Annotated in this window: 32 protein-coding genes; 31 read left to right on the forward strand and 1 reads right to left on the reverse strand. The window is 66.5% G+C overall.

All coding sequences use genetic code 11. The features are described from left to right. Nucleotides 1-285 precede the first annotated feature (285 nt). The 28 genes from ACWFR3_RS38760 (at nt 286) to ACWFR3_RS38895 (ending at nt 24827) form a co-directional block, all read left to right on the forward strand. Nucleotides 286-2676: a phage tail tape measure protein gene (locus ACWFR3_RS38760; RefSeq protein WP_453739396.1), complete on the forward strand. Its 2391-nt coding sequence runs from the start codon at nt 286-288 to the stop codon at nt 2674-2676. Between the two features lie 171 nt (nt 2677-2847). Then, nucleotides 2848-3528 (forward strand): hypothetical protein, encoded by a 681-nt coding sequence (locus ACWFR3_RS38765; protein ID WP_453739397.1) that lies wholly within the window; start codon nt 2848-2850, stop codon nt 3526-3528. Continuing rightward, a complete protein-coding gene (locus ACWFR3_RS38770; RefSeq protein ID WP_453739398.1) occupies nt 3515-5755 on the forward strand; it encodes a hypothetical protein in 2241 nt (746 codons plus the stop codon). Before ACWFR3_RS38765 ends, ACWFR3_RS38770 begins: the two co-directional genes overlap by 14 nt. Nucleotides 5756-5768: 13 nt before the next feature. After that, a complete protein-coding gene (locus ACWFR3_RS38775) occupies nt 5769-6026 on the forward strand; it encodes a hypothetical protein (RefSeq protein ID WP_415956413.1) in 258 nt (85 codons plus the stop codon). A gap of 76 nt (nt 6027-6102) precedes the next feature. Further along, the gene (locus tag ACWFR3_RS38780; RefSeq protein WP_415956411.1) at nt 6103-7026 is read left to right on the forward strand and encodes a peptidoglycan-binding protein; all 924 of its coding nucleotides are present in this window, start codon (nt 6103-6105) and stop codon (nt 7024-7026) included. Between the two features lie 91 nt (nt 7027-7117). Then, entirely contained in the window at nt 7118-7372 is a 255-nt protein-coding gene (locus ACWFR3_RS38785; protein WP_453739399.1) for a hypothetical protein, read from the forward strand. Beyond that, nucleotides 7369-7950, forward strand: a complete 582-nt coding sequence (locus ACWFR3_RS38790; RefSeq protein ID WP_453739400.1) for a deoxynucleotide monophosphate kinase family protein — start codon at nt 7369-7371, stop codon at nt 7948-7950. The genes ACWFR3_RS38785 and ACWFR3_RS38790 overlap by 4 nt, the downstream gene beginning before the upstream one ends. Nucleotides 7951-8229: 279 nt before the next feature. Next, the gene (locus ACWFR3_RS38795) at nt 8230-8925 is read left to right on the forward strand and encodes a hypothetical protein (RefSeq protein ID WP_415956407.1); all 696 of its coding nucleotides are present in this window, start codon (nt 8230-8232) and stop codon (nt 8923-8925) included. Between the two features lie 89 nt (nt 8926-9014). Further along, nucleotides 9015-9716 carry a recombination directionality factor gene (locus tag ACWFR3_RS38800; protein ID WP_415956405.1) on the forward strand — a complete coding sequence of 234 codons (702 nt, stop codon included), beginning with the start codon at nt 9015-9017 and terminating at the stop codon, nt 9714-9716. Nucleotides 9717-9776: 60 nt separating this feature from the next. Beyond that, entirely contained in the window at nt 9777-10544 is a 768-nt protein-coding gene (locus ACWFR3_RS38805; protein WP_453739401.1) for a DNA cytosine methyltransferase, read from the forward strand. A gap of 217 nt (nt 10545-10761) precedes the next feature. Continuing rightward, on the forward strand, nt 10762-11043 hold the full coding sequence (locus ACWFR3_RS38810; RefSeq protein WP_453739402.1) for a hypothetical protein: 282 nt from the start codon (nt 10762-10764) through the stop codon (nt 11041-11043). A gap of 295 nt (nt 11044-11338) precedes the next feature. Then, nucleotides 11339-11815 (forward strand): hypothetical protein, encoded by a 477-nt coding sequence (locus ACWFR3_RS38815; protein ID WP_453739403.1) that lies wholly within the window; start codon nt 11339-11341, stop codon nt 11813-11815. Further along, complete coding sequence (locus tag ACWFR3_RS38820; protein ID WP_453739404.1) at nt 11802-14237, forward strand: phage/plasmid primase, P4 family; 2436 nt, start codon at nt 11802-11804, stop codon at nt 14235-14237. The genes ACWFR3_RS38815 and ACWFR3_RS38820 overlap by 14 nt, the downstream gene beginning before the upstream one ends. Before the next feature lie 68 nt (nt 14238-14305). Next, the gene (locus ACWFR3_RS38825; protein WP_453739405.1) at nt 14306-16159 is read left to right on the forward strand and encodes a DNA polymerase; all 1854 of its coding nucleotides are present in this window, start codon (nt 14306-14308) and stop codon (nt 16157-16159) included. 480 nt (nt 16160-16639) lie between these two features. After that, the gene (locus tag ACWFR3_RS38830) at nt 16640-17443 is read left to right on the forward strand and encodes a sigma-70 family RNA polymerase sigma factor (RefSeq protein ID WP_453739406.1); all 804 of its coding nucleotides are present in this window, start codon (nt 16640-16642) and stop codon (nt 17441-17443) included. After that, entirely contained in the window at nt 17437-17619 is a 183-nt protein-coding gene (locus ACWFR3_RS38835; protein WP_453739407.1) for a hypothetical protein, read from the forward strand. The genes ACWFR3_RS38830 and ACWFR3_RS38835 overlap by 7 nt, the downstream gene beginning before the upstream one ends. Before the next feature lie 292 nt (nt 17620-17911). Beyond that, nucleotides 17912-18289, forward strand: coding sequence for a hypothetical protein (locus ACWFR3_RS38840; RefSeq protein WP_453739408.1), 378 nt, complete (start codon nt 17912-17914; stop codon nt 18287-18289). Then, a complete protein-coding gene (locus ACWFR3_RS38845; protein ID WP_453739409.1) occupies nt 18286-18555 on the forward strand; it encodes a hypothetical protein in 270 nt (89 codons plus the stop codon). Before ACWFR3_RS38840 ends, ACWFR3_RS38845 begins: the two co-directional genes overlap by 4 nt. A gap of 173 nt (nt 18556-18728) precedes the next feature. Further along, nucleotides 18729-19964 (forward strand): helix-turn-helix transcriptional regulator, encoded by a 1236-nt coding sequence (locus tag ACWFR3_RS38850; RefSeq protein ID WP_415956390.1) that lies wholly within the window; start codon nt 18729-18731, stop codon nt 19962-19964. Nucleotides 19965-20097: 133 nt separating this feature from the next. Next, the gene (locus ACWFR3_RS38855; protein WP_453739410.1) at nt 20098-20241 is read left to right on the forward strand and encodes a hypothetical protein; all 144 of its coding nucleotides are present in this window, start codon (nt 20098-20100) and stop codon (nt 20239-20241) included. Next, a complete protein-coding gene (locus ACWFR3_RS38860) occupies nt 20238-20459 on the forward strand; it encodes a hypothetical protein (protein ID WP_415956388.1) in 222 nt (73 codons plus the stop codon). Before ACWFR3_RS38855 ends, ACWFR3_RS38860 begins: the two co-directional genes overlap by 4 nt. Beyond that, a complete protein-coding gene (locus ACWFR3_RS38865) occupies nt 20456-20722 on the forward strand; it encodes a DUF7848 domain-containing protein (RefSeq protein ID WP_453739411.1) in 267 nt (88 codons plus the stop codon). The genes ACWFR3_RS38860 and ACWFR3_RS38865 overlap by 4 nt, the downstream gene beginning before the upstream one ends. After that, the gene (locus tag ACWFR3_RS38870) at nt 20719-21201 is read left to right on the forward strand and encodes a hypothetical protein (RefSeq protein WP_453739412.1); all 483 of its coding nucleotides are present in this window, start codon (nt 20719-20721) and stop codon (nt 21199-21201) included. The genes ACWFR3_RS38865 and ACWFR3_RS38870 overlap by 4 nt, the downstream gene beginning before the upstream one ends. A 259-nt stretch (nt 21202-21460) precedes the next feature. Then, nucleotides 21461-21688, forward strand: a complete 228-nt coding sequence (locus ACWFR3_RS38875) for a hypothetical protein (RefSeq protein ID WP_453739413.1) — start codon at nt 21461-21463, stop codon at nt 21686-21688. A 149-nt stretch (nt 21689-21837) separates the two neighbouring features. Next, entirely contained in the window at nt 21838-22065 is a 228-nt protein-coding gene (gene tgmA, locus ACWFR3_RS38880; RefSeq protein ID WP_453739414.1) for a putative ATP-grasp-modified RiPP, read from the forward strand. A gap of 1 nt (nt 22066) precedes the next feature. Then, nucleotides 22067-23014: an ATP-grasp ribosomal peptide maturase gene (gene tgmB, locus ACWFR3_RS38885; RefSeq protein ID WP_453739415.1), complete on the forward strand. Its 948-nt coding sequence runs from the start codon at nt 22067-22069 to the stop codon at nt 23012-23014. Then, nucleotides 23011-24168, forward strand: a complete 1158-nt coding sequence (locus tag ACWFR3_RS38890) for a methyltransferase domain-containing protein (protein WP_453739416.1) — start codon at nt 23011-23013, stop codon at nt 24166-24168. Before tgmB ends, ACWFR3_RS38890 begins: the two co-directional genes overlap by 4 nt. A gap of 290 nt (nt 24169-24458) precedes the next feature. Continuing rightward, the gene (locus ACWFR3_RS38895) at nt 24459-24827 is read left to right on the forward strand and encodes a hypothetical protein (RefSeq protein ID WP_453739417.1); all 369 of its coding nucleotides are present in this window, start codon (nt 24459-24461) and stop codon (nt 24825-24827) included. Here the strand turns inward: ACWFR3_RS38895 and ACWFR3_RS38900 are convergent. Next, nucleotides 24824-25099 carry a GntR family transcriptional regulator gene (locus ACWFR3_RS38900; protein ID WP_415956381.1) on the reverse strand — a complete coding sequence of 92 codons (276 nt, stop codon included), beginning with the start codon at nt 25097-25099 and terminating at the stop codon, nt 24824-24826. The genes ACWFR3_RS38895 and ACWFR3_RS38900 overlap by 4 nt on opposite strands. Before the next feature lie 180 nt (nt 25100-25279). Between ACWFR3_RS38900 and ACWFR3_RS38905 the strand changes: the two genes are divergently transcribed. The 3 genes from ACWFR3_RS38905 to ACWFR3_RS38915 all read left to right on the forward strand — a co-directional run bounded on the left by ACWFR3_RS38905 (nt 25280) and on the right by ACWFR3_RS38915 (nt 26040). Next, a complete protein-coding gene (locus tag ACWFR3_RS38905) occupies nt 25280-25624 on the forward strand; it encodes a hypothetical protein (protein WP_415956379.1) in 345 nt (114 codons plus the stop codon). Next, complete coding sequence (locus ACWFR3_RS38910; protein WP_453739418.1) at nt 25621-25824, forward strand: hypothetical protein; 204 nt, start codon at nt 25621-25623, stop codon at nt 25822-25824. The genes ACWFR3_RS38905 and ACWFR3_RS38910 overlap by 4 nt, the downstream gene beginning before the upstream one ends. A gap of 63 nt (nt 25825-25887) precedes the next feature. Then, entirely contained in the window at nt 25888-26040 is a 153-nt protein-coding gene (locus tag ACWFR3_RS38915) for a hypothetical protein (RefSeq protein ID WP_453739419.1), read from the forward strand. Nucleotides 26041-26161 lie beyond the last annotated feature (121 nt).

Consider the following 26161-nt stretch of genomic DNA (forward strand, 5'->3'; position numbering starts at 1 on the left):
GCGGGCTCTGGTGCTCAATCTCCCCGCGGAGTCTGCACTAGCGCGCGCAATGGGCGGCGAGGACTTTGTTTGGACGCTCCAGACTCAGCTACTCGCCGCAGTGCATGACCGTCTTGCCGAGGCGAATTGGCAGCGCGGGAACGCGGGGGCGAAAACGCCCGACCGTCGCCCGAAGCCGATTCCCCGCCCCGGTGTCCGCCCCGAGCGGATAGGCGGGACCGACCGAGACCCGCGGGAAGTCGCCGCATATCTCGTCCGCTTCCAGCCTAAGCGGGGCGAGGACTGATGGCCGTTGAAGTCGGAATGGGCTATGTCAGCATCGTTCCGGAAGTCCAAGGGTTCGCCGGTGAACTGCAAAGGCAGGTGACCGGACCCGCACAGGCAGCCGGAAACGAGGGAGGGCAGGCAGCCGGCGAGGGCTTCACCGGGAAAATGGGTGGAGTCCTGAAAGGCGGGTTGGCTGCCGTTGGCCTCGCCGCTGCGGCGGTGCTCGCAAAAGGGTTCATGGATGCGCTGGACCAGACCGCCATTAACGGCAAGATCCAAGCATCCTTGGGCAGCACGCCCGCCGAAGCAAAGCGGTACGGCGAAGCCGCGGGGCAGCTCTACGCGCACGGCATCACGGATTCCGTGGACGAAGCCGCAACCGCGGTATCCGGGGTCATGCGGGCGGGTATCCTCCCGCCGGACGCCACCAATAAACAGATCGAGTCCATAACGGGGAAGGTCACCGACCTTTCCAAGACGTTTGAACTCGACTTGGGCCAGACCAGTAATGCCGTCGGGCAGATATTGAAAAACGGCCTGGCCAAGGACGGTACGGAAGCTCTCGACGTGCTCACCGCTGGAATGCAGCGGATGGGGCCGAGGGCCGACGACATGGCGGATACTTTCAACGAGTATTCCACCAAGTTCCGTGATCTCGGGCTTTCCGCTAAAGACGCTATGGGGCTCATGTCCCAAGGTCTACAAGCGGGCGCGAGGGACACGGATACCGTCGCCGACGCTCTGAAGGAATTTCAGATCAGGGCGACGGACGGCAGCAAGGCGAGCGCCGAAGCGTATTCGGCTATCGGGCTGAACGCCGAGGAGATGACCCGCAAGATAGCCGCGGGCGGCCCCGGTGCTAAGCAAGGCTTGCAGCAAGTCCTAGACGGCATCAAGGCCATTAAGGACCCCGCCGAAAGGAACGCCGCGGCGGTCGGCCTTTTTGGCACGAAAGCCGAGGATCTTGGACAGGCTCTTTTTTCTCTCGACCCGAAAACGGCGGTAAAGGCTCTCGGGGATACCGCGGGTGCCGCCGACAGAATGGGTGACGCGCTGCACAACAACGCGTCCGCCCGGATAACGCAGTTCAAGCGCACCGCCGAGGTAGCGCTAACCAATTTCATAGGCAACCAGGTGTTGCCGCCCCTGATCTCTCTTGCGAGTACGGCAAAGGACGTTCTAGGTCCCGCGCTCAGCACCGCTAAAACGGTGGTCGGGGGGTTCTTCGGGGCGTTCTCGTCCGGAGCCGGCGGACAGTCCATTGCGGCTTTCGGATCAACGCTGCTGGGGCTCGGAACGACTATCCGGGACACTCTCGCGCCGAGTGTGTCCGCGCTCGTCCAGCAATTCACAACGAGCGTGCTTCCCGCTATGCAAGGCGTGTGGTCGGTCGTCTCGACGCAGGTTATCCCCGCGCTCATGGCGCTTTACTCTGCGGTCTATAGCGCGCTTGCCCCGATTTTTACGAATCTCGCGCTGATCTTCACTCAGTACGTTTACCCCGCGGCCATGCGGATTTATACGGCAATTCTGGAGAACGTGAAGCCGATCCTTTCGGCCCTCGCGGAATTCATAACGAGCCGCGTTGTTCCTGCCGTTCAGATGATCGGCGGAAAGCTCGCCGAGCTGGTCCAGAAAGCGCAACCCGTTATCTCCGTGGTCACCACGGTTATCACGTGGCTCGCGCAGCTCGCGGCCAAAATTCTCGGCACCGTGATTCCGGTGATCATCCGCCTCGCGGGTCCGATTTTCTCGGGGCTGTTCTCGGCGATCGGCACCGCGATTAGCTGGATAGGCAACATCATCGGATTTGTCGGCAAGCTCGGAAAAGCCTTTGTCGATGCCGTCCGCTGGGTGGCCGACTTCGGCAGCAAATCCAAGGCCAAGGTAGGCGAGTTCACGGACTGGATGCGCGGGCTGCCGGGCCGCATTTCAAAGGCGCTCGGCAATTTCGGGCGGCTGCTCGTCTCCAAGGGCGGCGATTTGATCCGGGGTCTGTGGAACGGCGTAAAGAGCATGACCGGTTGGCTGAAAGACAAGCTCATCGGCTGGGCCAAATCCGCTATTCCCGGACCGATCGCTAAGGCGCTCGGAATCAATAGCCCGAGCCGTCTAATGCGGGACCGGATCGGCCGTTGGCTGCCTCCCGGTGTCATGGAAGGTATTGACGACGAACAGCCCGCATTGGATGCCCGCCTAAAGGCCATGGTAAGTGTCCCGAAGGTGGAAGCCGTCAAGGCAGCCGGGCGAGTCTCGTCCGCCCGTATTCCTGGTGAGAACGCACTGTTGCGGGAAATCCGGCGACTGATAGCGGAGCGCCAGGAAAGCGGGGACGTGGTGCTGAGGATCGGCGAACAGGAAATAGCCCGTGCCGTACTGGCCGGGAACCGACAGATAGCGAGGAGGTGATTCCCGGTGTGGATTGGCAACCCCGGTGCGCTCCGGGAAATCCGGGACGGTGCCAAGTCGTTCGAGCGGGCACCAGACCTAGGGGTTGTCGAGTTTCGCGCGCTTGCCGGGGGTGTGACCACCTGGGCACCCCCGGCCCTCCCTCGCCGGCTCAAGCTGTCGTGGGAAGCCATGGAACGCGGCGACGTTGACCACCTGGACCGGCTCGCCCGGCGGGTGGACGCTCCCGGCCCCATTGCCGCCGTGGACCCGCTCGCGCGGAATCTGCTCGGCGCGGCACAGGCAGCCGGACGCGGCAGCCCGAAAAAGTGGTCGTGGACCAACTCGGATTTCGTCCTGTACGGGGGCAGTCTCAGCGAGTACATCCCCAACACGGTGTCCGTCGAGAACGTGCCCACGGCCAACGGTCCCGATCTGTTCTGGGACCACCCGACGTGGCCGGGCTATCCGGTCGCCCCCGGCATGACCGTCACATGGTGGACGCCGGGGCTGGTGGCAGGCGGCGCGGCTCTGGGGCAGCTCCGCATTCAGTGGTTCGACGCATCCGGCGCGCTGCTGTCCACCGGGACCACGAACGCCCCCGCGGTGCCCATGGTCCGCCCGGTGCCCGCCGGGGCCGCGTACGCCCGTCCCGCCGCACGGTTCACGGCCAAGGGGCTTTGGGAGATGGGGAGTTCGGCGTTCACGCTCGGGGACACGTCTGCCGCGCTGCTGGCGGGCGAGCGTCCCGCGGGCGAGGGCTGCCCCGCTGTGTCCGTCACCGGGTACAGCCATGCCCCGGCGGACGGCAACGGCGCGTTCCGGGATATCGGCTTGGACCTGGTGGAGGTGACCAGTAGTGCAACCGGCTAGCTCGGCGCTTGCCGCCGCACTGGACAGCGGGGAGCGCACGGCTTCCCACCTGGTCCGGCTCGGCGGGCAAGACGTGTCAACTCAGGTGGAGAGCTGGTCACTTGACCGCGCGTACGCCACCGATCTACCGGACGCCATGCGCGCTTTCAGCGGGTCCACCAGTGCCCAACTGGACGTGACCGTGACCGGGACGGGAGGCCGCTCGGCTCCCGCCCTGTACGGGCCGTGGGCTCCCCGTTCGTCGGGGGACGTGGCCCGTCCGGGGCAATCGGTCGTGGCGGGGTGGGGCATCAACGGTGATGCCTCCGACGCGTTCCGCGGCACGGTGCGCAACCGGTCCGCCGAGTCCGGTACCGACCTGGTGCGGCTGTCCGCGCTGGACGGTGCCGAGCGGGTCCGGCAGCCCGCCGCGCTGCCCCGCCCGGACGGCGCGCTGTCCGATCTCAACGGGAAGTGGACCGGGGCAGCCTCGCCGGTCTGGGTGGTGGACCACCTGCTACGGGGTGCGGGCATTCACACCGCCCCGCCCCCGCGAGCGGGCAGCATCCTTTACGCCTCGCTGCACGGCGGTGCTGCCGCGAACGTCGGCTATCTGGAAGGGATGAACGGGGACAGCACCTTTTGGCAGAAGACGGACGCGCCTTTTGAAAGCGCGTTGGAGGGCGGTTTCAGCTCCCCCACAACGATCACGTACATTCCCGCGCTGCTGCCGGTCAACCGACGCTCTGACGGTCTGTGGTTCGAGTTCTGGGCCAACACGGCCGGGAACCTGTTCAACGACCAGACCGTGAGAATCCAAAGCGAATGGCTCGCGGGTGCCACACCGCATTACGTCACCATGGAAGTCAACTTCACCACGGCCAAGCTCACCGCGTGGTCGGGTACCAATATCGACCCGACGAAGAACCAGGCTTTGCAGTGGACTTGGGACAAGCTCAAGACCCCCGGCACGTTCCATATCGGGTGGTGGCTCACCTGGTCCACCACGGGCGTTCCCACCCTTGCCCCGGTCGTCACGCAGGCCGGTTCCGTGATGAGCCCGGACTTTCTGTCCAACGGCACATTCGGCACGGTTCCCGCGGCAGCCGGCGCGCTCTACTCCGTGAGTTTCGCGGTACAGAACATGCGCACCGAGTGTTTCCAGCTCTCGCAGATGACCGCGAAGCCGTCGAACCTTGCCACGGCGACGCAAGAGGGGACATGGAAGCGCACGGCGGCACTGGACATGCCGGTACTGCCCATGCGGGCTATTCCCGCGGTGAGCGGTTCCGCGTGGGACGTGATCACGGAGATTGCCCGCGCGACGCTCGCCACGGCGGAATTCGACGCTGACGGGTTCTTCCGGTGGCGTAACCACACCCGGTGGTCCACGGTTCCGACCGTGCCGGACGTGGTGGTGACTTCCGCGCGGGAACTCGGCGCGCTCACGGTGACGGAGGAAATCGACGCGTGCCGGAATTACTGCACGGTCAAATGGTCGAACTGGGCACGGGTCGCCGCGGACGGCATCACGCAAGTCCGGGACAGTCCCGCGCCGGTCGCCATTGCCGCAGGGGCGACGCTCACGCGCTCCGTGCTGGTCGATGAGGACATGTACGACCCGCGCGCCCCGAAAACGGCGTACTCGGCGGATACCGGTTCCCCGAACCGGCTGGTCATCCGCTCCGGGTCAGCTGCCACGTCCGCCACGGTGGCCGGGGCCGTGGAGATCGGCGTTCGCCGCAGCGGCGGGGCGGTCACCATCACCATGCGGAACCGGTCGGCGAGCACGGTCTATTACCACGGCGTTTCCCTAATCGCCCTGGTGCACGCTGCCCGGCATGACCCGGTGCCCTCGCTGTGGTCCGCGTGGAACACGGTAAGCCAGACCTATTACGGCGTGCAGGTCTACGAGCACGACGCGAAAGGCTGGATACAGGACACCACGTCCGCAAGCACCCTCGCGGTAGCACTCCGGGAAGCCGGGGTTTACCCGCCCCCGCTTTTGCAGTCCGTGGAAATCCTGCCCGATCCCCGAATACAACTCGGGGACGTGGTGCGGGTGGTGGACAGCACCGGGGCGAAACTGGACACGCTCGCATGGGTCATCGGGAACAAGGTCCAAGGGAGCGGCGGGAAGATCACGCAAACGCTCACACTCCGCGGTACGAAAGCCAACGGGGTACCAACGGATTCGGGACTGACACCCGATCCGCCCACGCGTCCGTATGCGCCCCCACCGACCTAATCCAAGGGGGGACATGGAAGACGAGCGGGACGACCCGTTGGGCGTCCGTATCGGTGCCCGTGAAATCTATGACGAAGTTGTGGGGCTCCGCGGCGACGTTCAAAGGCTCGGGCAGCAAGGGGAATCCGTGGACGAAACCCTAGAAGATCACGAGACCCGCATTCGCGGACTCGAAAGCGAGCGCGGGAAGTTCGTCGTTCCGGTCGCGCTGATTACCGGTGTGGCAACCGTTGTTGCCGCCGGTCTCACCGTGGCCAAGCTCGGCGGATAGTCCGCGGAACACGCACCACCAGCCCCGTACCGGGCTTACCGGGCGGGGCTTTTTCATGCCCAAATCAGGGGGGAAAGTGGCGAAGTACAGCGGGGCGCAGTGGCGTCCCATCCCAATCAACTACACCAAGGGCGGACAGAGTTCGGTCCGGGGCCTGGTCGTGCACATCATGGCGGGCACGCTCGCGGGGACGGATTCTTGGTTCCGCAATCCCGCGGCAAAGGCGAGTAGCCATTTCGGCACCGGCAAGGGCGGTGCGCTCTATCAGTGGGTGGACACCGCCAACCGGGCGTGGGCACAGGCGAACGGCAACACGTCGTGGCTGTCCATCGAGAACGAGGGCAAGGGCGGGGACAGTCTCACGTCCGCGCAGATGGACCGCGTTGCCGAAGTGTTCGCGTGGGTCCACAAGACGTACGGCGTACCGCTACAGGTGGCGTCCGGCACGTCCGGGCGGGGGCTCGGCTATCACGCCATGGGCGGCAGCTCGTGGGGCGGGCACACGCAGTGCCCCGGTACCCGGATCGTGGCACAGCTCCCGGAGATCGTCGCGCGGGCTAAGAAGCTCGCCGGCTCGGGCTCGGGCGGGTCGGGGGGCTCGTCCACGTACACCGTGAAGTCCGGCGACACCCTGTCGGGCATCGGCAAGCGGCTCGGCATCAAGTGGCAGACCCTCGCCGACCTGAACGGCATCAAGCCGCCGTACGTCATCAAGCCCGGCCAGAAGCTCAAGACGAGCAAGCCGAAGCCGAGCTATGCCGCGTTCCCCGGAGCCGCGTACTTCAAGGGCTCCCCGCGCTCTGCGCTGATCACGGCCATGGGCAAGCGGCTCGTTGCCGAGGGCTGCTCTGCCTACTCCTCCGGTCCCGGCCCGCAGTGGACCGAGAGCGACCGCAAGTCCTACGCGAAGTGGCAGAAGAAGCGCGGGTTCTCCGGGGCCGACGCGGACGGCTGGCCCGGCAAGACCACGTGGGACGCGCTCAAGGTCCCGCGGGTGTGACGACTCCCCGTGACCGGTGCCCCGCCCGGCGGGGACCAGCTCGGGAACGCAAATCCATTTTGTTCACAGACAGCAACACCAGGGGGAACCCATGCAGTTCATCAGCAAGCATCCGGCCCGTATTTATGCCGTCCTGGTCGCCGCGCTCGCGCTGGTCGTCCACTACTTCCCGGACCTCCCGTCCGCGCTGATCCTCGGACTTGCCGCGGCGGTGCTCGGTACCGGTGAGGCGGTGCAGCGCACCGAGGACAAGAAGACCGCCGGGGCCGGCGAGAACGAGCGCCAGGACGACCAGGCCGACGCCACCGACGAGCGCCAGGACGACGACCAGGTGACCGCCGAGTGACCTACCGCCATGTAGCACTCATGGGGCGGGCGGGCTCCGGTAAGGACACGGTGGGCGCGCGGCTCGTCCGGCGGTTCGTGTTCGCCCGTGTGGCGTTCGCGGACCCGCTGCGGGACCTCGCGCTGTCCGTGGACCCCATCGTTGGGTACGAGCCCGCCGGGTTCGGGCCGCTTCCGCTGCGGCTGTCGGACGTGGTGCGCCGCGAAGGATGGGACACCGCGAAGCGTCGCCCGGAAGTCCGGCGGTCGTTGCAGCGGCTCGGGCAGTCCGTCCGGGACCAGGACGAGCGGTTTTGGCTCCGCGCGGCCCTGGCCAAGATCGACGTTGCCGACCGGTGGAACCTCCCGACCGTCGTCACGGACTGCCGGTACGTCAACGAAGCCGAAGCGCTGCGGGGGCGGGGCTTCCTGCTGGTGCGGGTGGAGCGTCCCGGCGACCACGGCCCGAGCGGGGCGGACCAGCGCGGGCACCAGTCGGAAACCGAGCTGGACGACTTCCCCGCGGACGCCGTGCTGACCAACGGCGGCAGCCTCGCCGAGCTGGACGCGCTCGCGGACCGGCTCGCCGTTCCCCGCTGACCAGCGCGAGGGCATGACGGTATGACGCTCGGACCCCTCTTTGGTTTTCTCTCTAATTTTTTAGACGCATACCAAACAAGGGTCTAAACCGTCATCCGTCATGCCCTCGCTGTCACCAGACCAACCACACGAGGGGGACACATGCCCGGAGCCATCCGGACTATCCACCGTGGGGGCTCACGCTTCTACGTAGACCCGCAGACCGCCGAGAAGATGCCGGGCGTTACGTCCGTGGTCGGAATGCTTCCGAAGCCTTTCCTAGTCCACTGGGCGGCGCGCATGACCGCCGAAGCCGCCGTTGGGAATCTCCCCGCCGTGGCGTCGATTGCCGAGCGCGACGAGACCGGGGCGATTGACTATCTCCGCAACGCGCACAGCCGGTACACCCGTCTGCGGGCAAAGGTCGGAAGCGATGCACACGACCTTTTCGAGCGCATGATTCGCGGGGAGTTCATCGGGCGGGTTCACCCCGACCTAGAGCCGTACCGCGACGGTTTCGCGGAATTCCTGGAAGCCGTACGGCCCGAGCTGGTCCGCGCGGAAGACGTGGCCTGGTCGTCCACCCATCACTACGCGGGCAGCTTTGACGCGATCATTCGCGTGCAGCTCGGCGAGGACGGAAAGCCCGACCACGAAAACGGTACGTGGCACACGCTCATTGTGGATTGGAAGACTTCCAAGAGCGCGTATCCGGACGTGGCGTTGCAGATGAGCGCTTACGCCCATGCGGACCTGATCATTTCTCCGGACGGTGTGTCCGAGCCCATGCCGGAATTTGACGGCGCGGCGGTTCTCCACATCACCCCGGACGGCTGGGTTTTCAAGCCCGTTCGGATTGACCGCGAGGTTTTCGACGTGTTCCTAGTGCTCCGCCGGGTTTTCCAGTGGGACCGGGAAACGTCTAAGACCGTATTCGGCCGGGCTATCGCGCAGAGTGCCCGCCGGCTCATCACCGGCACGCAGCGGCGCGCGTAGACACCAGCACCACCAGACCAGCACCAGCAGGCGGAGTCGCATTCCAGCGGCCCGCCTTTTTCTTGCCCAAAACCAGGGGGATTCACAGCATGGCACTGCGTATTTTCGAGACCGACCCGGACGCGATGCCGAAGGGCACGTTCTCGGATGACACCGTTGGCCGTTTCCACTCGGGCCGTTCCGTCAACGGCATCCCGGAAGCCCTTCCGGAATGGAAGGTGACGACCGGTGACCCGGAGGTTGCCGCGGCTATCGCTCAGCTCATGGGCGGGCAGCCGGAAGAGACCGACTCGCCGAACGAAAACTTTATCGAGATCATGACCGACGCCAAGCGCGTAAAGGTCGTCCTGTCCGGCTCGGGCGCGATCACGTCGGACATGAAGCTGTGGAACGGCAACGTCCTTATCCACCACTGCGACGGGGTGGAGTTCCTTTCCCCGGAGTCGGACAAGGGCATTGAGTGCGGCTGCCCCCGGCTGATGGAGGACCGGAAGGCTAACGCCAAGTCCAAGCGTGGCCCGTCCCCGTCCATTCAGGTCATGTTCCGGCTCGCCGAGGATTACGACCTTGGCCTTTTCCGTTTCCAGACTTCCTCTTGGAAGCTCGCCGAGACGCTGCACGAGATCGGCAACGCCCTGGACAAGGTGGGCGGCGAAGCGCTCGCGGAACTGTCCATTGAGCTGGTGGAATACACCACGAAGAAGGGCCGGGATGTTTCGTATTTCAAGCCGGTTGTAAAGGTTCTCAAGTCCTGGAATGACGCCGTGGCGGAGCCGTCCAAGTCGCTCTAGCCGGCGGACGGACGGGGCTCCGGGGCCGCACCGCTCCGGAGCCCCTGACCAGGGGGAACGATGCCCATTCTTGAACTGTGCGCGGGCTACGGGGGGCTCGGGCTCGCCGTGGAACGGCTCACCGGGGACACCGTGGACTACGTGGCGGAGATTGATCCCGCAGCGTCTCAGATCCTCGCCGAGCGATATCCGCACGCCCCGAATCTCGGGGACATTACTCAAATCGACTGGTCACCCCTCGCGGGGCAGGTGACCACCATTACGGCCGGTTTCCCGTGCCAGGACATATCCATTGCAGGAAGAGGCGGGGGGATCAATGGCACGCGCTCGGGGGTCTGGCGGAACGTCGCCGAAGCAGTTCGCATCATTCGACCGGACATTGTCTTTCTGGAAAACGTCGCTGTCATCCGAAGGCGAGGACTCCCGGAAGTTCTCGGGTCTCTGGCCGAGAGCGGGTATGACGCTAAATGGTGCTGCTATCGCGCTTCCGGCATTGGAGCCGCCCACCATCGGGACCGATGGTTTTGTGTCGCCATTCCTCAAAACTCCCACGGCGAACCTTGGCGTAAATGGCGGCGCACAGCATCCGATGAAACGTACTGGAAAAACCCCATCCGCGGGGGGGGGGGGGGGGTAAACAGCCTCACGCTTCCACCCTTGCCGACGAAGTTTGTTTTCTACTTCCCTACTCCGACGGCATCCGACGCGACGGGCGGCCCTGGGAACTCGCCGAAAAGGACAGGTGGAATGAATCTGCGGACGGTGGTTATTCACCTTCCGCATGGTGGGGCGAATACCTCCCTGTCATCCGCCGATGGGAAGAAATAACCGGCTGCCCGGCCCCGGCGCCAACAGAAATTGGCCCCCGTGGGGGAATTCGAGTAACGGCCAATTTCGCGGAATGGCTAATGGGGTTGGCGCCAGGGTGGGTAACCGGTATTTCCGGACTCAATCGGCGCGACCACTTGCGCGCCATCGGTAATGGCGTGGCACCGGCGCAGGCATTCGCCGCGTACCGGCATCTACTGACGTATCAGGGGGAGACATGGGAAAGCGCGGTGTAGTCACGGACTACAGCGGAGAGGAAATTTACCGCGGGGACCTGGTGGCCTATGCCGCCCGGCAGGGAAATCGTGTGCGCATGGCGGACGCCATCGTTGACAAGGTGACCGCGCGGCTCGTTGAGGGGCGTTTGCGCGCCATGCTCCGAGTCACACCGACCGGGGTGGAATCCGGTTTCACCAAGCGCCGGTCCCTCCGTAAGGAGTGGATTTCCGCTGAACACGTCCGGCTCGTTGTTCCGGGCGTTATGGACGAACGCGGCTAAGCACCAACGACCAGGCGAAGGGCCGGGCGACCGATACGGGTTGTCCGGCCCTTTTTTTGTGTGGGGGAACGAATGATCTACGAGATAACTGCCGACCACGCGCCCCCGCTCGGGGATATCCGCGAACTGTCGGCCGGTGACGAACTGCACTTGTACGACGGGTGGCGCACGCGTCCGGACTGGATTCGGTACCTCGCTGCGGCAGCTCACGCCATGGGCCGTGGCTGCGTTGTCCGACAGGGGGCCGACCTTGGCTAACCCGAACAAGACCAGGGGTACCGCGTGGGAATCCGCGGTGCGGAACTTCCTTAACGCCTATTTGGACCTGGTGGACGACAACGGCGCATTCCGTGACCCGTTCGACGGAATGAACGTCCGCCGCCCCGCACAGGAGGGCTCGCGGGATATCGGCGACGTGCACGCCGTGCCGTTCATCCTGGAATGCAAGGACGTGAAGAACCCGGCGGTCCCGACGTGGCTTCGGCAAGCGCGGGTGGAAGCCGTCAACGCGTCGTTCCCGTACGGGGTCGTGGTGCACAAGGTGCGCGGGCTCGGCGTGCGCGCGGGACGTGTGCACTTTGACGTACGTACGTGGACCCGGACACGTACAGCCCTCGGGCTGTCCTCGCGCGCCATGTCCGAGCGGTACGCCTTCACCGCCACCGTGCGCGGTCTCGACTCCGGCCGCTGGTATCTGACGACCGACGTTGAGCGGTTCGCCGCGCTGCTGTCCGATCTGCGGGCGGGGGTGAGCGGCCGTGCTGCTCGCTGATCTGCTCGCCCGGTTCGACCAGGTGACGGACGAGCCGGACGGCGGGTACGCGGCACTGTGCCCCGGCCACTCCGACAGCCGGCCAAGTCTGCGCATCTGGCGGGGCGAGGACCTGAAAGTTCGGCTCACGTGCCGGGCGGGGTGCGAGACAGCCGACGTGATCGCAGCGGCTCGGCTGTCCTGGTCCGACCTGTTCGACGTGTCCGGCCCCGGCAACACCGTGTCCGCCGAGCGCCCCGAGCTGGTCCCCGCGCGACTGGTCGCCCCGCTCGCCGCGTACATCGACCGCACGTCGGCAGCGCTCGGCAACTACTCGTCCGCATGGGCCGGGAAGGCTCGCGCCTACCTCGCCGACCGGTTCGGCCTCGATGTGGAGACCGCCGCGGAACTCGGTATCGGCGTGGACCCCGGCGACCAGGGCGAGGGCTTCCCCTACCTCTCCCGGCAGTACCGCGCGCATCCCCGTCTGACGGTCCCGCTGTACGGATGGGACGGAGCCGCACGGGGGCTACAGGGGCGGGACCTGTCCGGGGAGTGTCCGGCACGGTGGCTGTCCCTGGTCAACCCGCGCAAGCACAGGTGGAGCCCGTACGGCGTGTTCCGCGGGGCGGGCGGGTACGGGACGGTCCTGGTCTGCGAGGGACCAGGGGACGCGCTCACCGCCGTTGCGTGCGGCTATGACGCCGTGGCGATCCGCGGGGCTGCCCTCGCCGGCTCGCCCGAGCTGGTTGCCGAACTGGCCGAGGGTCTGCGGGGCGCGCTCGTCATCCTCGCGGGAGACAACGACACCGCCGGGGCCGGGTTCTCCGCACGCCTCGCCGCGGGGCTCGCCGAGCACGGCGTTACCGCGTACGCGCTCGAACTGCTGCGCGCCGGTTGGGACTTGACCGACTGGCGCGAGGACGACCCCGAGCGGTTCGCGGCCGAGCTGCACCGTGCGGTCAAGGCTGCCCGGCCCGTGCGGGACTCCGGGGACGCGGAAGCGCAAGCACGGTCCGCCGAGCTTGCCGAGCGCACCGGGGCCGACGCCGTGACGCGCGACCAGGGGGCCGAAGCCGCGGAGATCCTTGCCCGGCTGGTGGGGCAGCTCGGGGAGTCCGACGCGATGAATTCCCATGCGTTGGTGGCATGGTGCGGGGGCCGCATTCGGTATGCGCCCGGATTGGGTTTCTATTCCTGGGACGGGCGTATGTGGGTCCGCTCGGACACCCGCGTACGGCAGGAAATCCACCGGATGGGGGCCGCGCTCGTCCTCGCGGGGCAGACACAAGCCGCCCGCGGATTCACGATGACGAGCCGGATTGACGCGCTGATGACGGAACTTCGCTCCGTCCCCACGGTGCGCGTGGAAGCCGCGGACTTCGACAACCGGCCCGATCTGCTCGCATTCCGAAACGGTGTCGTGGACTTGCGGTCCGGCCGCATACGCCCGCACGACATGCGCGACATGCTGACGTACGGGCTGGACCTGGATTACCGGCCCGATGCCACGTGCCCCCGGTGGGAATCCTTCCTGTCGGAAATCTTCCCCAACATGCCGGACATGCCCGCCTACATTCAACGCCTGGTGGGCTACGGCATTACCGGGCACGTCACCGAACAGGCATTTGCCGTTCTCTGGGGGAAGGGAGCCAACGGAAAATCCGTGCTGGTGGACACGTTGACCGCCGTGTTCCGGGCCATCAGCAAGACGACGCCCTTTGCGACGTTTGAGGCCAAGTCAAGCGGCGGTATTCCCAACGATATTGCCGCGCTCAGGGGCGCAAGATTGGTCATGGCGTCCGAGGGTGAGAGCGGGGCACCCATGTCCGAAGCGATCCTAAAGAGGGTCACCGGTAAGGACATGATCAGTGCCCGCTATCTGCGCCGTGAGTTCTTCGAGTTCAAGCCGTCGTTTCTGCTGCTCTTGGCGACCAACCACAAGCCGAAGTTTAAGAGCCAGGACGAGGGGCTTTGGCGGCGCGTCAAGTTGCTGCCTTTCGTGCGGTACTTCGCGCCGGACGAGCGGGACCACGACCTAGATACGCGGTTGCTCGCCGAAGCCGAGGGCATCGGGGCGTGGGCCGTGCGCGGAGCCGTCGAGTGGTACCGGGGCGGGCTCCAAGACCCGCAGGTGATCACGGGTGCGTCCCGCGAGTACCGCGAGACCTCGGACCAGTTGGCGGGGTTCTTCCCCGGTGTGCTGGAGCGGGCCGACGACGACCACGTGATGCACGGCACCGACGCTTTCAATTGCTATTTGGAGTGGGCCGAAGCCGAGAACCTTCCGGCGCGGGAACGGTGGACCCGCAGGGCTTTCTATGACGCCATGGAAGAACGCGGGGTGTCCCGCCGGAAGACCATGAAGGGAATCGCCCTGGTCGGCCTCCGTGAAGCCGACGAAAGCCCCGATGCAGCCGGGCCGGGAATCTTCGCCACGTAGCAACGGCACCAATGCGGGTCGTCCACCAATACCAGGTGGGCGGCCCGCTTTTTCGTTTAGGGGGACAAGTGAAAATCTACCGGCACGAGGTAGCCGGCGAGACCGTCACCGTTCACGTGCCCGAGACCGCCGAGGACTTGCGCAAGTTCTGGGAATGGCTGTACCGGGCGCGCGAGCGGGGACCTATCGCGCTGGACACCGAGACCACCGGACTCGATATCTACTCCCGCGGCTACCGCTTGCGGACCGTGCAATTCGGGGACGAGCGGGACGCGTGGGTTCTGCTGTACGAGCGGGGAGGGTGGCACGCGCAGTACGCCCGTGAAGCGATCCGCCGTTGCCGTCAAGTGCTCATCCATAACGCCATATTCGATTGGCTCGTCTTGGACGAGCACGCGGAAACGCCCCTGGAAGACCTCGCACCGTGGACCACGGACACCCGCGTACTTGCGGCCCTGATTGATCCGCGGCAGCCCTCCGAGGGCGGCATAGGGACCGGGCTCAAGCCCCTTTCGGCGCACTGGGTGGACCCCGCGGCCCCGGACACACAGGGCGGGCTTACCAAGGTGTTCAACTCCCTTGGGCTCACGAAGGAAACCGGGTGGGCGGGCATCGACCTTATGCACCCGACTTACCTCCTGTACGCGGGACTTGACGTCATTTTCACCGCCCGCCTTTACCCGGTGCTGCGGCGGGAGCTGGACCGGCTGTCCGTGCGCGCCGAGCTGGTGACGTACGAACACGAGATATCGCGCATGTGCGCCGTGATGCAGCGGGCCGGGCTGCTGGTGGACGCGGAGTACGCCGCGCCGCTCGCGGGCCGGCTCGCCGAGGAAGCCGAGAAGTACAGCGCCATAGCGGCCCGGTACGGGGTCGTCTCGGTCGGCAGCCCGGCACAGGTGGCGGACGCGCTGTTGGGCATGGGCGAACGGCTCACGGAGCGGACCAAGGGCGGAGCCCTCGCCACGGACAAGACGGTTCTACTCCCGCTTGCCGACCTTGACCGGGACTGGGAGCGCATCGGGGCACGCGAGCCAAATCCCTTGGCATACGCGGTACTTCGGGCGAAGCGCGCGGGCAAGTGGGGCAAGACCTACGCGGAAGCGTTCTTGTCCAAGGCATCCGCCGCGGGACGCATTCACCCGGTGATCTCGCCTCTCGCGGCGAGGACAGGACGGATGAGTGTCACGGCGGGACTGCACCAGCTCCCGTCATCCGATCACGTCATCCGCCGCGCGATCCTCGCCGAGCCCGGTCACGTCATGGTCAGCACGGACTTTCAGGCCGTGGAAATGAGGGTTCTTGCCGCCCTCGCCAAGGTGCGCCGTATGACGGAAGGGTTCGTCAACGGTGGCGACGAGTTCGATATTCACGCCTATACGGCGAAGCTCATCAAGGGCGAAAAGGCCACCCCGAGAGACAGAAAGGTATTTAAAGGCGCGGGCTTCGGAAAAGTTTACGGTGGCGGCATTGTCACCATTGCCAAACAGACCGGAGCCACGGAAACCGAGATTGCGCAAGCGGTCTCCGCCTATGACCGGGCTTTCCCGGAGATCAAGCGGGCGTCCTCGCGGTGGCAGCGGCAGGCTTTCCAAAACCGCATGGTGTTTATCTCCGCCACCGGCCGCAGGCTTCCGCTGGACCGGGATAGGACATACAGCGTGGTCAATTATGCCTGTCAGAGTGCGGCGCGGGATCTGCTCGGACAGGCAATGCTGAATGTCGAGTCCGCCGGATTGCTTGACTATTGCCGCTTGCCGATTCATGACGAGCTGTTGGCGTCGGTGCCCGAGCGGGAAGCCGCGGAGATTGCGCGAGAGTTTGAGCGGTGCATGACCATGGATCTCTACGGGGTGCCCATCACGGCCGGTGCAGAAATCGGCGGGCGGTCGTGGGGGTCGCTGTACGGGGCGGACTACTGACTACGCCCCGCACACGTCAACCCATTTTGACGCACAGAACGTAGCCGAAAGGCAAGCTAAATAGGACCAACGGAGGGTGCATCCGGTTGCCCCCTCGCGGATCACGGAGGGGTCACGGAATCCGTGGTCTCTTCACAACTCGTGCGCTTTCCGTAACCGGTTGCGGTAACGAGTTGGCCGAGCGTCACCAAACGTTGCGGCTGCTGCCTCAATACCCCGAGTAAGTACCGGTTCGCACCGGTAAGCGCTCTTTATGTGCATTGTTGTGCCGCTGGCATATACCTAAGTTCGTTGCTACGCAGCGATTACGGCAATGCGCAAGCCCCGTCCTGCTAATCCGGGACGGGGCATTTCTATGCCCTTTTGCAAGGCGCATTGCATAGAGCCGTGGGTTCCTTTCTGGACCCCTCGCGCTCCGTTCCGGGCGACCCTCCGGCCCTACGGAGGGGCAACCCAAACACTCACCCGGAACGGTGCCCCTTGACTACGCTCACCCATGACCAGATTTCCGCCGCCAAGGACAATGACCTTGACGCGGTAACCGCGCTCATACGCGAAACCGAAGCTCTCGTTTCCGCCCGAGCGCGGAAAGTCGCCGGAACCAGCGGCAACAGTGACTTGATAGAAGACCTGACGCAGACCGGCCGTATCACCGTGTGGCAGGCAATCGCCACATTCACCGGAACCGAGCCCGCACAGTTCATGACGCACATGGACCGCGCGGTTACTCGCGCAATGGAAGACGCGCGGCGGGAGGCGACCCGCCCCGGTGTTGCCCCACGCATTGCCAAGGCGTTCGAGGATGCCATTTCCAAGGCAGCCGGCGACGCGTACGAAGCCGAGCGCATCGCCACCACGGACGCCATGGGCCGGGACAAGATGAGCCCCGAACTTGCCCGCGCGGCGCGGCTTTCGTGGCTCGGGCTCGATTCGTTGGACCGTCCTTTCAGCGCGCCTCTGCTGGGGCCGGGCGTGACCCTCGGGGACGTGGTGGCGGCCGAAATGGAAGCCCCCGCCGAACTGGTCACCGCGTCCGACGTGGCGACGCACCGCCGGAACGAGATCCGGGACCAGGTGCACCGCGCGTTGGGTGTGCTCTCCGAGCGGCAGCGCCACGTACTCAAGGCAGACCACGGCATCAGCCCCGTCCCGTACTACGGGGACGCGCCGGACTCGGTACTTGCCGACGACATGGGCGTGACCGCGGATCAGGTCAAGAAAACCCGATCCAAGGGCAAGTCTCGCTTTGCCGAGCTGTACCGAGCTGGTGCACGCGCATGGTGACCGTGGCGACCACGGACGGGGGCACGGTCACCGTGACCCGCTGCGGTGAGCTGGTGGACATCCACGTTCGGGACAGCTCGGGCCGGACCGTCGCCACCGTGACCCGCGAACTCCGCGCGGCCCAAACGCTGTTGGCCGGTCTCCGACGCAACCCGAAGCGCACCGGCCGGAGTTGACCGCACCGCGCGAGCATCCCGAGCGCACATCTTTGCCGTCCCCGCGTTGTGCGGATTTGAACAACATCACTCACCGTGAGCGGCGTAGTTCCGGTGTTCGGGTAGCTGTCATGTGCACGCATCTTGTCGGGTTCTTACCGAATACCGGAAACATGTATCCGCTATGCAACCTTGTGGCAGCTCAGGGAGTCTGACTAGTCACCCGCTGTTGATCACCTGTGTGGATCTTGTGAGGGTGGTAACGGGAAATTAAAGCTTCCGCATATCGAACGGGTGTACTAACGTGAGCTGCATGGTCACGCACAGCGATGATTACGAGGTAACGACCACGGTTGAGATTCCCGGCAGCAACGGCACATGGGAAGCGTGCCCGCAGCTCCCGGACGTACTGGGGGAAGACATGATCAGGACATGTGAAGACCTGTCCCGCGTCCTGGTGACGCAAGGCGGGGTGGTGTCCCGGCTGCTGCGCAAGCTCGGGCTTGTGGTGGAAGGGTTCCGGCTGCTGGCCAGAGAGCCCCGCTCGCGCGCCCTCATGGGCTCTGTGCAGTGGGTCCGGCACGACTGCGGACTCTGGGTCCAGCACGACCAGCCCATGACCGGGTGCGACTACGGGCAGCACTGCCCCGCACGCCCCGCGAGCCCTCGCCGCATGGAGCTGGTCGCGTGAGCACCCGCACCGCCGAGCGGCGAACGTTCGTGGACGCAGTCCCCGAGAAGGACGACGCGTACAGCCTCGCGGGCCGCATGGCGCACGTCCTACGCCGAGCCGGAATCACCGAGCGCTACGGCGTGTCTGTCCATCGAATACCGGTGTCCCGCGGTGATGAAGGGTGGGGCGTCTACCTCACCGACCGTGCGCCCGACCAGGACCCGCCCGCCGGTCTGATGTTCGCTACCCCCGTACGCCGCGCGCCCCGACTCCGGGCAGCGTGACCAGCGCCCCGCCATGCTCCCAACTCGGGGGTGTGGCGGGGCTTTCGTCGTGTCCGGGGCGTTGCCGTCCGCGGCATCCCTTCCCCGCACCGTGCGTTCTGTCAAGACGTGTGCGGGTATCAATACGAGTGCCCCCGGCGGGCGTACCGTTGCGTAGGAGGAAGGGGCCGACGATGGCGACAGAGCTAGCGAAGAACGTCAAGAAGCATCGACGCCGCAAGGGGTGGAGCCAGGAACGTCTAGCGGAGGAAGCCGGGGTTGCGATCCAAACGGTTCGCAAGATCGAACAGGGCGGGGACGTACGCACGGACACGCTGCACATGGTGGCGCGCGGTCTACAGGTCACCACCGCCGAACTGTTCGTTGCGGACTCGCCGGCCCCTGTGGTGGGGGACGAAGCGTCCCGCCGAAACTTGGTCGAGTTGCGTAAGGCGCTGATGCCGCCCGTGGGGCTGGAAGCCCCCGTGATACTGACAGCCGAGACCGGGGACGTTGCCGACCTTCACCAGCGCATTGAAGACGTGCACGCGCTGTACTGGGCCGACCGGTACGACTCCGTAGCGCGGCAGCTTCCCGCGCTGCTGCGGGCTACCGAAGCCGCTGTTGGGAACGCCGAGGGCGAGCCGGACACGGAGCAAGCCACCAAGGCCCGGACTTTCTCGTTGCTGCTCGCGGGGAAGTACCTCACGCAGGTTCGGCAATACGACTTGGCCTATCACGCGCTCGCGGAGTCCATCCGTCTTGCGCGTGATGCCGGGCAGACGTTGACCGCCGGTACCGGGATCGTCGGTATGTGCTGGCTGCTCCTGCGGCAAGACAGGTTCGACGAGAGCGAAGCACTCGCCCTACAGACCGCCGAAGCGATGGAACCGCGCATGTCGTCGGCGAAACCGGCAGAGCTGGCCGTGTGGGGGGAACTCTGGCTACGGGTCGCGTCGGCCACGGTGCGCAACAACAGGCCCGACGATGCCGCGGTTGCCCGTCGCATGGCGGGGACGGCTGCTAGCGGACTTGCCCAAGAGCGGAACAGCTTCCCGAACCACTGGGGCGGCTTCGGCCCCATCACGGCCGAGATGAAAGCCGTGGAAGATCTTGCGCTAGACGGAGATGCGCGCGGAGTGCTACGACGGGCGGACGAAGGGGTTCTAGGGGGCAAGGCGCTAAAGGCTCTGGGGAAGCCAACCGCGCCGAACTGGGGGCGACACCGCTTGGACGTGGCACAGGCTCATGTGTCGTTGGGGTCTCACCAGGACGCCATGTCCGAACTGGTCGGGCTCCGCGAGAGCAACGGCGCGTGGCTCAAGCACCAGCCCTTGGCCCGGTACGTCATGTCCGACGTGCTCAGCTCCCGGAAACGGACGCTCACGGCGGAGATGCGGGACATGGCTTCCTACCTGGGGGTTTTCTGAGACCTACCACGCTGCATGGTAGTTAGCCGGTTACTCACGGCGAACTACCGCGCTTGTTCCGTGGATTGACTGCCCATCACGCCTTTACGTTCGTGGCTCACCCCCTACCCGCGGAAACACGGGAGACCAGGCCATGAACCGAACCCCCGCCGACCGGCAGCGACGACGGAACCTGTACGACGCGTCTTCGGGACGCTGGCCCACCGTGCGCGCTCCCCACCAGGGAGCGGCCACGGCGACGCCGAGCGTTCCGCGGGAGCCCGGAGCGCTGAAGTGAACGCGGCCCCCGCCGTTGGCGCGCTGGTCCTGGACACGAAGCGGGACCAGCTCGGCGAGTACCGCGGCGAGTGGGCCGGGGAATGGTCCCTGCGCCCCGTGGGTGGCGGGAAGGAATGGACCGCCAACCCCAAGAACGTTCAGCCCGCAACGGTCGAACAGCGCTTGCGCGTTGGGACCGCCCGCGCCAACGCGCGAAGCCGGGGTGAGGTGCTGTGACCACCCGGAGATTCCGGCTCATGAACTGGTCGTTGGTGCCGACCGACGACGAGCCCGACACCCCCGCCCCCTCGTACGCCTTTCGCTGCTCCGCGTTGGACGACAACGACAAGGAGTGCGGAGCCGAGTCCGGGCCGACGACGGACCGCGAAGCCGCGCGGAAGTGGGCATGGGATCACTGGGAGTCCACGAACAAGGATCATTGCGCGTTCAGTGAGTGGGTCACGCGGTCGTGGGGGATGCACCAGGACGGCCCGGCATGACGCGCCCCGCGGAGCCGGCGGGCTACTGGGCCGAGTCCCGCGCGGAAGGACCGGTGTACGGGACCGGCGAGACCGCGCAGTTCGTCTTAGGCACCTTCCAGACCATTTCCCCGGTGCTCGTCCTCCGGTGGCTCCGGGGCGAGGCTCTGCGCATCGCGGACCGGTTGGACCCCGACCCGAAACACTCCGAGTGGGTACAGCCGTCCATGCGTGCGGACACGGTGCCGGTACCCGACTGCCCCGCGGAACTCCGCGTGTGGGTCGAGGAGTTCGAGGAACGCGAGGCACGCGAGCACATCAAGGGCGGGCATCCGCTGTTCGAGAAGTTCCCGGATGCGGACTGCACGTACAGCCTGTCTGTCTGGCCGGTCAAGCTCCCTGCCGACGACCCGCACCAGCCGTTACCCGAGCCGCAAACGCACCGGGTGGGCGGACTGTCGCACCCGCTGTACGTACTCACCGAAAGCCCGTGGGGGTGAGCGCGTGCGGTACTCACTCCCGACTCTGCGTCGCCCTACTCCCGCGGAGCGCGCTGCCGCCCGTGTGGCTGCCCGCAAGGATCGAAAAACGATCATCAAACGCTACGCGGCCCGTGAGTCCGTGGCGCAGATCGCTGCCGACTACGGGGTGACGGACCCTTGGTTGCGGCTCCGTCTGGACGAGTGGCACGTCCCCCGCCGACCCCTGCACGAATCCCACGCCCACCGTCGCCCCGCCGGACACGTTTTCCGAGGACGTATGCCCCGCCGAACCAAAGCCGAAGTTGAGGCAGCCCGAGCCGCGTTCATCAAGGCCCGTGACTCCGTGATCCAGCGCTACCAGGACGGCGAGTCCGCCGCCCAACTCTCCCGCGAATTCCGGGTCAACTCGACTTGGTTCGCTGACAAGTTGGAGAAGTGGGGCGTTCCCGTCCGGGACCGGTCCGCCGCTGCGGTTGTGCGCGGACCCGGAGTCCGGCCGCTCTAAGACCCCGCCCCCGCCACATGATCCGCTCTGTGGCAGGGGGCGGAACTACCCCGGTCGGCTGTCTGCGTGACGGTCGGCAGCCGACCGGTTCAGTAGGAGCACCACCAGCACCACGCACAGACGAACCGACAACGCAGGAGGTACGCAGCATGAGCACCGCAACGGCCGTCCCGTTCGGAGTCCGGCACCTGGTATCCCCGCCCCCGGCGACGGACGAAGCGCCCGTCATCACGTACAGCGAGGGGCTTCAGCTCAACGTCTCGGCCGAGGGCAACCCGTGGCACGCGATCACGGCCGAGATGCCCGAGACGCAGACCGAGACCAGCAACGGGGACGGCCAGGCACCCGGCTCCGACTCCGGAACCGACCTGTACTGACATGCAATCCATCCTCATCCTGACCGGCCGGAACGACCTCACGGCCGACGCAGTGGTTGAGGAGCTGGTGAAACGCGGTGAACAGGTCGTCAGGTTCGACACTGCCGACTTCCCGACCGCTTCCCGTCTGGCCGTCTCCCTCACCGGGGACGGCTGGACGGGGCCCCTCGCCGGCTCCCGTACGGTCCGTCTGGAATCCGTCAAGTCGGTGTGGTGGCGACGCCCCAACGAGTTCAGGACCCCGGACGACTGGCCCGGACACGCTCGCGCCCTCGCGGTCTCAGAAGCACGCTCCGGGCTGCTCGGCGTACTCGGCTCCCTGCCCGTGCGATGGGTCAACCATCCGAGCAAGGATGCCGCCGCGAACTACAAGCCCGTTCAACTCGCCGTTGCCGCTCGCTGCGGGCTGGACGTGCCCCGTTCCGTGATCACGTCGGACCCCGAGCACGCCCGTACGTTCATGGGGGACGGCACGGTTGTCTACAAGGGGCTCGGCGGGGGCGTGCTCGGCCCCGAGGGGAAGCGGCAGTTCCTCCCCGTGGCGCTCGTCTCCGCGGACCAGGTGGACGAGGGAGTGAGCGGCACCGCCCACCTGTTCCAAGAGCGCGTGGACAAGGCGTACGAAGTGCGCTTGACCGTGATCGGGGAGCGCATGTTTCCCGTCGCCATCCACACCGACAGCGAAGCCGCGCGGCTCGACTGGCGGACGGACTACCAGTCCCACCGGTACGAAGTGGTGGACATGCCCCCGGAGGTTGAAAAGGGGGTGCGCCAACTCATGGACGAACTCGGCTTGTTCTTCGGCGCTCTGGACTTTGCCGTCACGCCGGACGGACGTTGGGTGTTCTTCGAGGTGAACCCCAACGGTCAATGGCACTGGCTCGCTGTCAAAGCCGGTGTCCCGCTCGTTGAAGCCATGGCCGACGCCCTGCAAGGAGACACGACATGACCGAAGCGCCCCCATGGACCGGAGCCGCTAAGGCGCTCGCCGACAAGGTGACCGCCGACGCTCCCGCATGGCATGAGGCCGTGAGCAACACCCCCCGGCACCGGCTCGTACCGCGCTGGTGGCAGCGCATCCCGGACAGCCCCACGCAGGAATGGGCGCTGGTGGACCTCCCCGAGGACTCCCCGGAACGGCTGCACGCGGCGTACTCGGACGAGACGCTTGTTACCCGCGTCGGCCCCACGCACGCCGACCACGCCACCCCCGGCGAGCACGGCAAGGGCGACCCCACGTCGTCCAGCACCCTGCCGGGGCTCATCGTGTCCATGGCGCACCGACTCGACGTGAAGCCCGGACACAAGGTGTTGGACGTGGGTACGGGCTCCGGCTACTCCGCCGGTCTGTTCGCCCGACGCTTCGGGGACGACAACGTGACGAGCGTGGACGTGGACCCGTACCTAGTCGAGGCAGCCCGGACCCGCCTCGCCGAGTTCGGGCGCACTCCGCGCGTGGAAGCCATCGACGCGACCGGGGATCTCCCCGATTCGGAGTATGACCGCATCATGGCGACCGTTTCCGTGCGGCCCGTCCCTGCGTCATGGCTCCGCGCACTGCGTCCCGGCGGGCGGCTCGTCACGACCATTGCCCACACCGCCCTACTGATCACGGCGGACATGGGAACGGACGGCATCGCAAGCGGCACCGTCCAGCCCGACCCGGCAACGTTCATGGAGACCCGGCAGGAAGCGGACTACCCGGCGAAGCTGAACGACGTGTTCGTGAGGGCTCGCGTACGGGAGGGCGAGGACGTGCGGCCCCCGGACGGACCGGTTCCCGACCTGTGGCAGGAATGGCCGCTTCGGTGGCTGTTCGAGCTGGACACGCCCGGAGTCGAGACCCGCGCGGCTACCTACCCGGACGACGGACGGCGCGTGGTGTGGCTGCTCGCCGCGGACGGGTCATGGGCGCGCGCCGAGGACGGAGCGTCCCCCGTGGTGCACCAGGGCGGCCCCCGCCGGCTCTGGGATGACCTGGAACGCGTCCGCCGCAAGTGGGAGGAGAAGAACAGGTTCTCTCTCCACACGATGCGCGCGGAACTCTCGCCCGAGGGCAGTTACCTGCTGTCCCCGGACGACACGTGGCGCTTCCCGATCTGACCGAGCCCGCACCAGACCCCGGCACGGCGGACGACTGTCCGACAGCTCACCGTGCCGGACCGTGGCGCTCCCGACCGGACCAGCCCCGAACAGGGACAGGACGTGTCCCGTCTGCGTTGACGTGCGCAGGTTCCCGCCCCGGTCCGCCCTCGTATGCGGGGTGCCGCTCCCCGTGGAGCGGTGAGGGTGCCACACAACGGCCCCGTCCGTGTGCTGCCCCCGTGGCGCATGGGCGGGGCTCCGCTGTCCCACCCCCAGAAAGCCGACCGACCGTGAACCAGTGCACCGGCATGGCAGTGCTCGCACCCCCGGACTACCTCGCCGAGCTAGCAGGCCCCGACGACCCCGCGCACCCTGAGTTGGTCCTCTGCGAACTCGGCGACGACCACGACGACGACCACGCGCGGTTGCTCTGGGACGAAGACCCGCACGGGGCCGTGTGGGTTCGGTGGAACGAACGCCGCGCGGTGCTTTCCGGAGTGCTGCCGTGGTGCCCCGAAGAACAGACCGGAACCGGGGAGGCGTGCGGGCTGTTCGCCGATCACCCCTCCGCCCACGCTTGGGACGTTGTGGACCCGACCATGAAGGCGGTGGCGGACGAGTACGACAGGGCACACGGCCACCGGTTCCGCGGCTTCGGCGAGGCGGACGCGGGCTAGTCGTCCTGGCGCTCGTCCTCGCCCCGCTCGGCAGGTTCGACCACGAACGTTCCGCGGCCCCACTCCGTCCGCACCTTGCCCCGCTCGCGCAGTACCCGCACCGCTCGGCGGGCAGTCTCCCGCGCCACCTTGTGCCGCTCGCACAGCTCGGACTCTGACGGGATTTTCTCGCCCGGCTTGATCTTCCCCGCCTTGATATCGGCGGTAAGCGCGTCCAGCACCCGCATATAGGGAGCGTGCGGCGCGTGCGGGTCGGGCGAGTGCTCAGGCATGAGGGAGAGCGTAGACAAACGGCCAACCTTGGGCGACTTAGACGGGTGGACCACTTAGACAGGTAGACGAGTTAGACGAGTTGGCTTAGCGTGATTCCCCGAACACGAAAAAGCCCCGGCGAACCGGTCCTACGCGGCTCACCGAGGCACCGCCGATCAGCTAATGGGAGCTGAACGAACATGCGCGACTCTATCGCCCGTGCCCTTTCCTGGGTGCTCTCCGTCCTCGCTCCTCGCCGGCCCGGACGCCACTCCGCCGCATTCCTCGCCGACCAGGCCGAGCCGACCCCCGCACCCGTCAACCCGTGGTCCCGCCCCTGGACCGGACCGACCAAAGAACAAGCGCGGGAGTTCTTCCGCCGAGAAGCCGAGCGGCAGCGTGCGGAAACCACGATGGAACTCGGGGTGATCCGCGAACGGCGACGCGCGGCAGCCCTCGCCACGATGGGACAGGACTACCCGTACACGTACGACGGTGCCCCCTTCCCGCGCTCCGCGTTCGCCGCTGCGGCGGTGTCGGCATGACCGCCGATGAGCTGTTCCCGGTCGTCCTCGCGGGACACGTGGCGCTCTGCGTCGAGTGCAAGACCGTCACGCGCGCCCCGGTCCCCGTCCGCTGGATTCAGAGCGCAAGCGGCCCCGGAACGACCCTCTACGCGTGCCCCGAACACGCGGTGAAGCTCGGCGCGGGCCCGACCCCCGAGGACGAGCTACGGGCCCCGTAGAGGCCCCACGAACCCCGTGCGGCAAAGAGGCCGCACGGTCCACCCATCCCAAGGAGTAGAGCCATGGCCTGCCCCCTGCCGCAGGGCGGTTCCTGTAGCGGCTGCGAGGAATGCAACCCCGAAATCTTCCTGCCCGCCCAAGACCCCTACTTCGGGGCCGGTGCCCCTGGCGGAGACCTGGACGGACACGAACAGCCCAAGGACCACCCGCACTAAGCGCTAGCGGGAACCCCCGCAGACAGCAAAACGCCCCGTTCGGCCAAGTGCCGGGCGGGGCTCTGTCGTTGGGCTTGACCTGCGGGTACTCTTAGAACTGGTAGTTAGATGTGTTGGGGTC

The sequence above is a fragment of the Streptomyces sp. NPDC055189 genome, assembly GCF_053606765.1.